The organism is Cereibacter changlensis JA139, from assembly GCF_003034985.1.
Lineage (GTDB): Bacteria > Pseudomonadota > Alphaproteobacteria > Rhodobacterales > Rhodobacteraceae > Cereibacter > Cereibacter changlensis.
Genome location: NZ_PZKG01000133.1, coordinates 1 through 10,187 on the forward strand (window position 1 = coordinate 1; position 10,187 = coordinate 10,187).

General features: G+C 70.7%; 15 protein-coding genes. 4 read left to right on the plus strand and 11 right to left on the minus strand.

Going from position 1 to position 10,187, the window contains the following annotated elements; translation table 11 throughout:
* The 3 genes from C5F48_RS19130 to C5F48_RS19140 all read left to right on the plus strand — a co-directional run.
* Window positions 1–491 (plus strand): NIL domain-containing protein (locus tag C5F48_RS19130; RefSeq protein WP_308812770.1); only part of this gene is annotated, 491 nt, incomplete at its 5' end.
* Window positions 481–1,155: a methionine ABC transporter permease gene (locus tag C5F48_RS19135; RefSeq protein ID WP_107665417.1), complete on the plus strand. Its 675-nt coding sequence runs from the start codon at window positions 481–483 to the stop codon at window positions 1,153–1,155. The genes C5F48_RS19130 and C5F48_RS19135, both read left to right, overlap by 11 nt.
* Window positions 1,156–1,184: 29 nt before the next feature.
* A complete protein-coding gene (locus C5F48_RS19140) occupies window positions 1,185–1,961 on the plus strand; it encodes a MetQ/NlpA family ABC transporter substrate-binding protein (RefSeq protein ID WP_107665418.1) in 777 nt (258 codons plus the stop codon).
* 49 nt (window positions 1,962–2,010) lie between these two features.
* On the opposite strand, the gene C5F48_RS19145 is transcribed toward C5F48_RS19140, so the two are convergent.
* Window positions 2,011–2,589, minus strand: a complete 579-nt coding sequence (locus C5F48_RS19145; protein ID WP_107665419.1) for a hypothetical protein — start codon at window positions 2,587–2,589, stop codon at window positions 2,011–2,013.
* A gap of 74 nt (window positions 2,590–2,663) precedes the next feature.
* Window positions 2,664–2,846 (minus strand): hypothetical protein, encoded by a 183-nt coding sequence (locus C5F48_RS19150; protein ID WP_107665426.1) that lies wholly within the window; start codon window positions 2,844–2,846, stop codon window positions 2,664–2,666.
* A gap of 153 nt (window positions 2,847–2,999) precedes the next feature.
* Here C5F48_RS19150 and C5F48_RS19155 point away from each other — a divergent pair, with 153 nt between their 5' ends.
* Entirely contained in the window at window positions 3,000–3,227 is a 228-nt protein-coding gene (locus C5F48_RS19155; protein WP_107665420.1) for a DUF378 domain-containing protein, read from the plus strand.
* A gap of 47 nt (window positions 3,228–3,274) precedes the next feature.
* Here C5F48_RS19155 and C5F48_RS19160 read toward each other — a convergent pair whose 3' ends face one another.
* From C5F48_RS19160 to C5F48_RS19195, 9 genes are all read right to left on the minus strand, one after another.
* Window positions 3,275–6,463, minus strand: coding sequence for a DEAD/DEAH box helicase (locus tag C5F48_RS19160; protein ID WP_107665421.1), 3,189 nt, complete (start codon window positions 6,461–6,463; stop codon window positions 3,275–3,277).
* A 129-nt stretch (window positions 6,464–6,592) separates the two neighbouring features.
* Window positions 6,593–6,991, minus strand: coding sequence for a type II toxin-antitoxin system VapC family toxin (locus C5F48_RS19165; protein ID WP_107665422.1), 399 nt, complete (start codon window positions 6,989–6,991; stop codon window positions 6,593–6,595).
* On the minus strand, window positions 6,988–7,254 hold the full coding sequence (locus tag C5F48_RS19170; protein ID WP_245941342.1) for an AbrB/MazE/SpoVT family DNA-binding domain-containing protein: 267 nt from the start codon (window positions 7,252–7,254) through the stop codon (window positions 6,988–6,990). The genes C5F48_RS19165 and C5F48_RS19170 overlap by 4 nt, the downstream gene beginning before the upstream one ends.
* A 42-nt stretch (window positions 7,255–7,296) precedes the next feature.
* A complete protein-coding gene (locus tag C5F48_RS25280; RefSeq protein ID WP_170139585.1) occupies window positions 7,297–7,611 on the minus strand; it encodes an FCD domain-containing protein in 315 nt (104 codons plus the stop codon).
* A 5-nt stretch (window positions 7,612–7,616) separates the two neighbouring features.
* Complete coding sequence (locus tag C5F48_RS25285; protein ID WP_170139586.1) at window positions 7,617–7,838, minus strand: FCD domain-containing protein; 222 nt, start codon at window positions 7,836–7,838, stop codon at window positions 7,617–7,619.
* A gap of 27 nt (window positions 7,839–7,865) precedes the next feature.
* The gene (locus tag C5F48_RS19180; protein ID WP_181247732.1) at window positions 7,866–8,060 is read right to left on the minus strand and encodes a hypothetical protein; all 195 of its coding nucleotides are present in this window, start codon (window positions 8,058–8,060) and stop codon (window positions 7,866–7,868) included.
* A gap of 294 nt (window positions 8,061–8,354) precedes the next feature.
* Complete coding sequence (gene gph, locus C5F48_RS19185; protein ID WP_107665424.1) at window positions 8,355–9,008, minus strand: phosphoglycolate phosphatase; 654 nt, start codon at window positions 9,006–9,008, stop codon at window positions 8,355–8,357.
* A 12-nt stretch (window positions 9,009–9,020) separates the two neighbouring features.
* Window positions 9,021–9,584: a histidine phosphatase family protein gene (locus C5F48_RS19190; RefSeq protein WP_107665425.1), complete on the minus strand. Its 564-nt coding sequence runs from the start codon at window positions 9,582–9,584 to the stop codon at window positions 9,021–9,023.
* Window positions 9,584–10,187 (minus strand): ABC transporter ATP-binding protein (locus C5F48_RS19195; protein ID WP_146170649.1); only part of this gene is annotated, 604 nt, incomplete at its 5' end. The genes C5F48_RS19190 and C5F48_RS19195, both read right to left, overlap by 1 nt.

Sequence of the window (10,187 nt, forward strand, 5' to 3'; positions counted from 1 at the left end):
GTCTGCTGGCCGAGATCAACCGCGACCTCGGGCTGACCATCCTGCTGATCACCCACGAGATGACCGTGGTGCGCGACATCGCCACCCATATGGCGGTGATCGACGCCGGCCGCATCGTCGAGGCCGGACCGACCTACGACCTCTTCACCCGGCCGCAGCACGAGACCACCCGCTCGTTCCTCTCGGGCATCACCGGGGTGACGCTGCCGAGCTTCATCGCCGGCCGGCTGGTCCCCGCCCGCCCTGCCGGCCCCGCGCAAGAGGTGCTGCGCATCACCTTCGCCGGGCCGCATGCCACCGAGCCGATGCTGGCGCGGCTGACCGCCGAACTGGGGATCGGCGTGAACATCCTCGCCGGGGCGATCGAGGAGATCGGGCCCCACCCGTTCGGCAAGCTGCTGGTCTCGATCGACGCGGCGCGCGGCGACGAGGCGCGGGCCTATCTGCAGCGTCACCAACTCTTGGCGGAGGTGCTCGGCTATGTCGGCTAACCTGATCAACCTGCTGATCGAATCCACGCTGCAGACGCTCTACATGGTCGCCGTCTCGGGCCTTCTGGGCGCGGTCTTCGGCCTGCCGCTGGGGGTCTATCTCGCCACCTCGCAGCGCGGCGAGCTGTTGTCTTCGCCGCTGGTGAACAAGGTGCTGGGGCTGGTGGTGAACGCGCTGCGCTCGGTGCCCTTCATCATCCTCGTCGTGGCGATCATCCCCTTCACCCGCACCATCGCCGGCACCTCGATCGGCACCACGGCGGCCATCGTGCCGCTGACCCTCGCCGCCATCCCCTTCATCGCCCGGCTGATCGAGAACGCGATCCGCGAGGTCGACAGCGGGCTGATCGAGGCCGCCCGCGCCATGGGGGCGACGCCGTTCCAGATCATCGTCAAGGTGCTGGTGCCCGAGGCGCTGCCCGGGATCGCCCTCGGCCTGACGCTGGCGCTGGTCAGTCTGATCGGCTTTTCGGCCATGGTCGGCGCGGTCGGTGGCGAAGGGTTGGGCGATCTCGGCATCCGATACGGCTACCAGCGCTTCATGCCCGAGGTGATGGCCGCCGTGGTCGTCATCCTCATCGTTCTCGTGCAACTCGTGCAGTCCTGCGGCGAATGGATCGCCCGGCTGGTCGACAAGCGCGCGCCGCGCAACCGCGGCCAGTGATTTCACGCATCGTCAGAAGGAGTATTCGTATGCTGCGTCTCACCACCCTCGTCTCGGCCCTCGCCCTCACCGCCGCCGCCTCGATGGCCGAGGAGATCAAGGTCGGCGTGTCGCCGGGCGAACATGCCGAGATCATGGAGGAGGTCGCCAAGATCGCCGCGCCGAAGGGGCTGGAGATCGACGTGGTCGAATTCTCGGATTACGTCGTGCCGAACCAGGCGCTGGCCGATGGCGACATTGAGGCCAACTCCTTCCAGCACCAGCCCTATCTCGACAACCAGATGAAGGACCGCGGCTTCGATCTGGTGACGGTGGGCACCACCATCACCACGCCGATGGGGGTCTATTCCGACAAGATCACCTCGCTCGACGACCTGCCAGAGGGCGGCAGCATGGGCATCCCGAACGATCCGACCAACGGAGGCCGGGCGCTCTTGGTGCTGCAGGACCTCGGTCTGCTGAAGCTGGCCGACGGCACCGGGCTGACGCCGACCGTGCTCGACATCACCGAGAACCCAAAGGACATCCGGTTCCAGGAGTTGGACGCGGCGCAGCTGCCGCGCTCGCTGGCCGATCTCGATGCGGCGCTGATCAACACGAACTACGCGCTGGCCTCGGGGCTGAACCCCAAGACCGACGCCATCGCCATGGAAAAGGCCGACAACCCCTATGTGAACGTCATCGTCGTTCAGCAGGGCAAGCAGGACGAGGCTTGGGTGAAACTGCTGATCGAGGCCTATCACAGCCCCGAGGTGAAGGGCTTCATCGAGGAGAAATATCAGGGCAGCGTCCTGACCTCCTGGTAAGCCGAACGGCTGCCGACGGGGCCATTCCGGCCCCGTCGGATCTTGATGGTCAGCCGATCTCGCCGCCGCGATAGACCCGCGCGCGGCGGGTGCGGGGGGCCTCGCGCGGCGCGCCGGACAGCATTGAGGCGCCCTCGTAAGTCTCGTCCAGTTCGGCGCTCTCGTTGCCCTCGCGCGGGTTGGTGTAGGCGGCGTCGCGGGTGGTGCCGCGGATGCCATCGGGCAGCACCTCGCCGGCCTGCGGCCCGGTCCAGCCCTCGGCGCGCCAGGCGGTGGCGCGGGCGTCGATGTCGATCGCCTCCTCCTCCAGCACGTCGAGCGCCGCTTCCACCTGCATCTCGGACAGTGGCGACACGGTAAGCAGCGACCCGCCGCGGCGCACGCCCTCGGCATAGACGTGGCGGTCGCTGTCGGACACGAAGAACGCGGCCAGCCGGTCGAGCAGGCTGCCCCCCGAACTATCGGTCGAACCGCCGGCCTCGCCATGCAGCTCGCCGCGCGGCAGGCCGAGCAACGCCAGCCCCGAACGGGCGCGCTCGGCGGCCTCGGCAGTGTCGAAGAAGGCGGTGAGGGTGATGCGCCCGGCATCCTCCGCGGGATGGGGGGCGGGCTGTGTGGTCGGGGTCATCTCTGCTTCCTTTCGCGACTGGCTCTGCGGGGGCAACCCGCCGGCAGGGGGCCTGTTCCAGACCCGTGAGAGGCTCAGGCCTGCGGATCCTCCGGGTCCTGCCCCGGCTGCTTTTGCGAGCGGTGCGGTCCGGCCTCGCCGGGCTGCTCCCGGTGCTTGCCCGCCGGGTCGATCTGCTGCTGGCGCTGGTCGATCACCTTGCCCTCGCGGCGCAGGTCCTTCGTCGTCGGGTCGGTCTTGTCTGCGGGATCGGTCACCACGGTTCTCCTCGATGCTGCGCCCGGCGGGCGGATGAGGGAAACCCGGGAGGGGCGGGGATGTTCCGGGCCCAAGGCATGCTCCGGGGCCGGGAACAATGCAGGAAAGCGCAGGTTGCAGGGCGTCTCCCAACCCCGAAGGATCCAGAAAACATGCGCAACCTCAACATCATCACGCTCCTGCTCATCATCATCGGCGGCGTCAACTGGCTGCTGGTCGGCCTGTTCCAGTTCGACCTCGTCGCCGCAATCTTCGGCGGCCAGAACGCTCTGCTGGCGCGGATCGTCTATGTGCTCGTCGGCCTCTCGGCGCTCTGGCAGATCGGCCCGTTCTCGCGCAGCCTGAAGACCGGCGAAGTCGCCGCCGAGCGTCATCGCTGAGCCTCACGCCTCCTGAGCCGCGGCGGCGGAGATCCCGCCGCCGCGGCTCAGGCCAGTCGCTCCAGCAGATCCGCCGCATGGGCCAGCTGGCTCGCGGCATCCTCGCCAGGGCGGCGCAGCAGGAGCCGGCCACCCTCCCATTCCAGATCCGGGCCGCGGCGCACGGCGGCGTCGAAATCCTGAGGCGCCACCTCCTCGCGGAAGCCGAGCGCCAGCCCCTCCGAACCGAGGCTGATCTGCGCCACATCCAGCGCCCCGGCCAGCACCCGCACAGAGGCCGCGCGCAGCAGCGCCTCCACCGGGTCGGGCAGCGGGCCGAAACGGTCGGTGATCTCGTCCGACAGCGCGTCGAGCTGGCCCGGCCCGGTCGCCTGCGCCAGCCGGTGATAGAGGTCGATCCGGCTCTCCGGCTCCGGCACGTAATCGGCGGGGATGAAGCCGATCTCTCCCAGGAGCTGCGGGGGCGCCGGCGGCGGCGCGAGACCCCGTGCCTGATCCAGCGCCCGCGCCAGCATCTGCTGATAGAGCCCGAGCCCCACCCGCTTCACATGCCCCGCCTGCCGCTCGCCCAAGAGCTCGCCGCCGCCGCGCCGGTCCAGATCCGCCGCGCTGATGGCAAAGCCCGCCCCCAGCCGATCCAGCGCCTGCAACGTGCCGAGCCGCCGGCGGGCGTCCTCGGTCAGCTCCTCGCCCTCAGCCGTCAGCAGGTAGCAATAGGCCTGCAGCGCGCCGCGCCCAACCCGGCCGCGCAGCTGGTGCAGCTGCGCCAGCCCGAAGAGGGCGGGCTTCAGCACCAGCATGGTATTGGCGCGCGACACGTCGAGGCCGCTCTCGATGATCGCCGTCGCCAGCAGGATGTCGCCATCGCCGGCGGCGAAGCCGACCACCGTGGCGTCGATCTCCTGCGGCGGCAGCCCGCCATGGGCGATGCGCAGCCGGAGATCGGGGACGAGCCGGCGCAGCCGCTCGGCCAGGGGCGCGACATCCTCGATCCGCGGCGCCACCACGAAGCTCTGCCCGCCGCGCCGTCTCTCGCGCATCAGCGCCTGACGCAGGGTTGCGTCGCCGTCATCCGCGATCAGGGTGCGGATCGGCCGGCGGCGGGCCGGCGGGGTGGCGATGACACTCATGTCCTGCAACCCGACCAGCGCCGTCTGCAGCGTGCGCGGGATCGGCGTCGCCGACATCGACAGCACGTGGCAGCCCTGCCCCAGCGCCCGCAGCTTCTGCTTCTGCGCCGCCCCGAAGCGCTGCTCCTCGTCGATGATGAGGAGCCCGAGGTCGGCGAAGCGGACATCCTTGCCGACCAGCGCATGGGTGCCGACGACGACGCGGACCGTGCCCTCCGCGACGCCGGTTTTCACCGCCGAGGCCGCCTTGCCGGTGACGAGCCGCGACAGGTGGCCGACCTCGATGCCGAAGGGCGCGAAGCGGCGGCGGAAGGTCTCGAAATGCTGGCGGGCCAGCACGGTGGTCGGCGCGGCGATGGCGACCTGCCGCCCCGCCAGCGCGACCGCCGCCGCGGCGCGAAGCGCCACCTCGGTCTTGCCGAAGCCGACATCGCCGATCAGCAGCCGGTCCATCGGCCGCCCCGAGCCGAGGTCGGAGAGCACAGCGCGCACCGCCGCGCGCTGGTCGGGCGTCGCCGGATAGGGAAAGCGGTCGACGAAGCGCTCGAAGGCCGCGGCCGGCGGCTGGATCTTCCCGCCCTCCGCCGCAGCGCGCTCTGCCGCCAGCCGCACCAGCTCGGCCGCGAGCGCCTCCAGGCTCTCCTGCGTCGCCTCGCGCCGCTTCGTCCAGGCGCCGCTGTCGAGCCGGTCGAGCTTCACCCCCGCCTCGCCCGAGCCATAGCGCCAGATCCGCCCGGCGTCGCGGGCGGGGACCAGCAGCCGCTCGTCCTTGGCGAAGACGAGGCGGATCACCTCCTGCTGCGGAGCCTCCGGGTCCAGCGGCTCCACCCCCTCCAGCCGGGCAAGGCCGTGATCCTCGTGCACCACCGTGTCGCCGATCTGGAAGCCGGCCTCGGGCAGCCCGCCCGGAACGGCGGGGCCGAGGAGGCCATCGGGCTGCTCGGCCCGGCTGCCCAGCAGATCCGCCGCGGTGAGCACCGTCAGATCCCCGATGGTGAAGCCGCGCTCCAGATCGGCGATCAGCGCGGCGCGCGGCAGGCCCTCCGCCGCGGCGAGGCTGGCCACGGTCTCCGGCTCCTCGCCGCCGGCCTGCCGCAGCATGCGCTGCAACCGGCGCAACTCGCGGTCGGAATGGGCGGTGAGCAGCAGCCGCCGGCCGGCCTCACCGGCGAGAAATCCGGCCAGCCGGTTGCGCGGCCGGCGCTCGGCGGCGAAGGCGGGGATCGGCTGCCAGTCGAACTCCGGAAGGGTCTTGATCGAGGGGAGCAACGCGGCCCAGTCGTGCGGGCCGAGATAGAGCGCATCGGCAGCCAGCGGCTTCGCCCCGCCCGCCTCGGCATCGGCCTGCGCCTCGGCCAGACGCGCCAGCGCCGGCTCCGCCGCCTGCAAGGCCGCGGGAGTCGAGGTGAGCCGCGCGCCGGGCAGGTGGTCCATCAGCACCGTCAACCGGTCATAGGCCTGCGGCAGCCGATGCTCCGCCGCCCGCTCCCGCTCGCCGTCGGACGGCGGCAACTCGGTGACCGGCGCGAGGTCGAGGCTATCGATCTCCGCCACGGAGCGCTGCGACGCCGGGTCGAAGCGCCGGATCGCCGCCACCCTGCCCTCGGCGATGTCGATCCGGCAGGGAAGCTCGGCGCCGGCGGGGAAGATCTCCACGGTGCCGTTGCGGAAGGCCACCTCGCCGGGCTCGTCGATCCGGTCATCGGGTAGGTAGCCCGCCTTGAGGCAGAAGGCCTGCAGCGCCCCGGCATCCACCGGCTCGCCGCGCTCCAGCCGCATCCCCCGCACCGCGGCGCGCGGCGGCAGGCGCTGCAACAGCGCCCGCAGCGGCACGATCACCGTCACCTCCTGCCCCGCCGAGGCCAGCCGCCACAGCACCGCCATCCGCCGACCCATCGCGCCCGGGGTCGGCGAGGCGCTGTCAAAGGGCAGGCAATCCCAGGGCGGGAAGACCTCGACCGGCCGGTCGGGCAGCGCTTGGCGCAGGAAGGCCGCAAGCGCCTCGGCCCGCGCCTCGCCGGCGGTTATGTGGAGCAGGGTCTGCCCAGCCGTGATCTGTCCCGCGAGGCCCAAGGCCTCGACGCCCATCGGGCTCTGTTCGTCCATGCTCTCCCCCCCCGGTCCGCGGTCGCGGCAGGGGATCTGCCGAACGGAGACTTCTGGGGCCAGCAACCGCCAGCCCGGCCCGGGAGTTCCGAAGGCGATGCAATTCTGCGGGATGGCGCGGAGTGCGCCCTAGGCGCCGTCCACCGGGACGGCGCCGGCCTGCACCAGCCGGCGGTCGAAGCTGAACAGGCCGCTGCACCCGGCCTGCCCCGCGGCGATCAGGATCATCTGGTCCGAGAACCCCGGTCCGCCCTTGCGGTAGCGGTTGATGGCGAGGCCGACGCGGTCCTCTGCCTCGAAGCGCAATTCGCGCGCCTCGAGCAGCGCCTCGACCGCGTCGGCGATCTCCGCCCGCGTCAGGCGGTAGGCGCGCTCCAGCACCCAGACCAGTTCCACCGCGACCTCGCGGCAGATCCAGCCAGGCGCCTCGGCGGTCAGACCTCCGATCAGCGTCGCCGCCGCCCTGCCCTGCGCCGGATCGTCCTGCACGAGAAAACGCACCAGCACATTGGTATCGAGGGCGATCATTCCCCGGCGCCCCCGGCGATCGCCTCGTCCATTGCCCCCAGATCCACCGGCGCCCGATGCGCGCGATGCAGCATCCCGGCAATTCCCGCGACCGCGCGCGTCTTCACCAGCCGCACCTCGCCGCCATCCAGAATGACATAGCGCAGCCGGTCACCCGGAGCGAGGTCCAGGGCCCGCCGCACCTCGGCAGGCAGCGTCGTCTGGCCTTTCGACGTGAGTGTGGATTCCGGCATGGCGTCCCCCAAGGCTTTTTCCGGGATCACCTTACTTTATCCAGAAGCGCCTTGCAACCGCAGCGGCCAGCCTCACAACCCCTTCGCCTCGTCCCCGGACGCCTCCTCGCCCGTATCCGCCGCATCCGTCCGCTTCCTCTCGCCACCGATCCTCCAATAGGAGGCGCGTGAGGAGAGAAGGTGCGCCTTCATTGAGGTTTCGGCCCATTCCGCGTCGCCCGCCTCGAAAGCGTCCGCCAGCTCGCCGTGTTGGCGGTTGCTGCGCTGCAGTTCGGCGCGGGTCCAGTTGTTGAAGGTCGGGCTGACCACCGGCTTGCGGGCGATGGAGTTGATCATTTCGGCGAGCATGGTGTTGCCCCCCTGCCCCCAGATCACGCGGTGGAACACCGCGTTCAGTTCGCGATAGCCGCAGCAGTCGAGTCGGAGGCGGCGATGGCGTGATCCATGCGGGCATGCAGATCCCGCAGCCGCTCGAGAAATGCCTCGTCGACCCGCTGCATGGCCAGACCCACCGCGATGGGTTCGACCGCGGCCCGCATGGTGAAGATGTGGATGATCTCGTCCGGATCGGTCTCGGCCACAACCGCGCGGCGGTAGGCCTCGCACTGAATCACCCCTTCGGTCTGCAGCCGTCGCAGCGCCTAGCGGATCGGCGTGCGGCTGTCGGCGCGGGTATGGGCGGGGAACCACTGCGACAGCCAGCTGCGCAGCGTCGAGAACCGGCGCAGGCCGACCGCGCCGCTGGTCATCGCCTCCGGATCGCCTATGTAGCTCCAGCCGGGCCGACGCCCGTTCGGGTCCAGGAAGCGTGGGGTGGCCATCGTCCGGAGGGTCACGAAACCCCGCTCCATTTCGGCGCCTCCCCTGCGGCGCAGGTCGACTGGTTCCGGCATTGGGTCGGCGAGACCTTTCCGGCACTGGAGCATATGCTGGCGGCCAGTCGCGCCACCGGGCGGTTCTGTCACGGCGACATACCCGGCCTCGCCGATATCTGCCTTTATGGGCAGGTGCTGAACAACGCCCGCTTCGGGATCGCGACGGATGACTGGCCGACCATAGGCCGCATCCATGCGGCCTGCGCGGATCTGGAGCCCTTCCGCCCGGCCTGCAACCGGACGCGGTCTGAGGCGTCATTCGGCGACCAGCCGCTCCAGCAGCGCCGGGAGTTGGTCGAAGCTGTCGAAGCGGGCGGCGTGGGGTATCTCCTCGACCGGGGTCTTGCGGTAGCCCAGGGTGAAGAGCACCAGCGGCGCGCCTGCGGCTTGGGCGGTCTCGGCGTCGACTTCGCTGTCGCCGATATACCAGCCAGCCAATCCGCCGAGCGCGTTGAAGGCCGCTTTCAGCGGGGCGGGATCGGGCTTGCGTTGCGGCAGGCTGTCGCCGCCGATGATCACCGGGAAATGCCCGGCGATACTCAGATGCCGCAGGATGGATTGCGAGGTGGCCGCGGGCTTGTTGGTGCAGAGGGCAAAGCGGTGACCCGCCGCGGCGAGCCGGTCCAGCGCGGCGGCGACGCCGGGATAGAGCCGGGTCAGCTCGGCGGGGGCCGCATCGTAATGGGTCATGAAGCGCGACAGCAGGCGGGGGTGATCCTCTGCCGGCCAGCTGTGGGCCTGCATCACCCGCTGCACCAGCACCGGCACCCCGTTGCCGATGAAGCCGCAGACCTGCGCCAGATCCATCGGCGCCGCCCCCTCCTCCGCCAGCATCAGGTTCACCGCCGCGTGGATGTCCGGCGCGCTGTCCACCAGCGTTCCGTCGAGATCGAAGATGATCGAAGCCAAGGCAGGGTCCTTTCAGTGTTGCGTCACGCGCGCCAAGCCGGGCGACAGCCGCAGCAAGGCGCCATTCTTCAGCGCGAGCCGGTTCATCCCGGCAGGGTCCCGCCCTTCTGCCAGGCTGGCGAGACAGCCCGCCCATGCGCCGTGGCCGAAGACCAGCACCGGCGGCCCGGAGAGGCGCGTGGCCTGATCCAGCACCCGGGCCACCCGGGCGGTGAAAGCCTCGAAGCTCTCTCCCAGGGACAGGAGATGCGGCGCCTCATGCCAAAGGCCGGGGTGCGCCGCCTCCAGCTCCCGCCACAGCCGGCCTTCGAAATCACCGAAGTCGATCTCCGTTAGATCGGCGAGGATCTCCGGCGCCTCGAAGCCATGCAGCGCGGCGGTCTGCCGGGCCCGCCGCAGCGGCGAGCACCAGACCGCCGAAAAGCTCTGTCCCGCGAGCGCCTCGGCATTGGCAGCCAGCGCTGCAAGGTCGGAGGGGCCGAGCGGATCGTCCAGCGCGATGTCGCGCCGGCCCTGCAGCCTGCCGTTGGCATTCCACGGCGTGCGGAAATGCCGGATGAACCACAGATCCGCCATCAGGCCAGCAGCGGCGCGTTGCGGCTCTCGACCCTCAGCGCCACCTGCACCCCAGCCTCGTGCGCCACTGCCCCCTCGCCATGCAGCCGGTCGACGATGATCTGCCCGTCCGCGGTGTCGACCAGATAGCGGATCTGGCTGCCGAGGAACTCGCGGTGGCGGATGGCGCCGGGAATGACGCCGGGGCCGCTGTCGTCCGTCAGGCTGATGTTCTGCGGCCGCAGCACGATGCGCGAGGCGGCGGCGAGGGTAGTCGCCACCGGCAAGGCGTTGCCGCTCTCGGTGACGAAGGCGCCGTCGCGCAGGCTGCCCTTCAGGATGTTCGCTGTCCCGAGGAAGCCCGCGACGAAACCGTTGGCGGGCCGGTCGTAGAGCTCCTGCGGCGTGCCGATCTGCTGGATCACCCCCCCGTCCAGCACGGCCATCCGGTCGGAGGTGGTGTTAGCCTCCTCCTGGTCATGGGTCACGAAGACTGTGGTCAGGCCGAGCTTTCGCTGCAGTGCGAGGAGCTCGCGCCGCATCTGCACCCGGAGCGAGGCGTCGAGGTTCGACAGCGGCTCGTCCAGCAGCAACACCTGCGGCTCGATCGCCACGGTGCGGGCC

What these genes read in the sequence shown, in the direction of transcription:
- C5F48_RS19135 (WP_107665417.1), top strand. Translation starts at nt 481, where the DNA reads ATGTCGGCTAACCTGATCAACCTGCTGATCGAATCCACGCTGCAGACG.
- C5F48_RS19140 (WP_107665418.1), top strand. Translation starts at nt 1,185, where the DNA reads ATGCTGCGTCTCACCACCCTCGTCTCGGCCCTCGCCCTCACCGCCGCC.
- C5F48_RS19145 (WP_107665419.1), bottom strand. Translation starts at nt 2,589, where the DNA reads ATGACCCCGACCACACAGCCCGCCCCCCATCCCGCGGAGGATGCCGGG.
- C5F48_RS19155 (WP_107665420.1), top strand. Translation starts at nt 3,000, where the DNA reads ATGCGCAACCTCAACATCATCACGCTCCTGCTCATCATCATCGGCGGC.
- C5F48_RS19160 (WP_107665421.1), bottom strand. Translation starts at nt 6,463, where the DNA reads ATGGACGAACAGAGCCCGATGGGCGTCGAGGCCTTGGGCCTCGCGGGA.
- C5F48_RS19165 (WP_107665422.1), bottom strand. Translation starts at nt 6,991, where the DNA reads ATGATCGCCCTCGATACCAATGTGCTGGTGCGTTTTCTCGTGCAGGAC.
- C5F48_RS19190 (WP_107665425.1), bottom strand. Translation starts at nt 9,584, where the DNA reads ATGGCGGATCTGTGGTTCATCCGGCATTTCCGCACGCCGTGGAATGCC.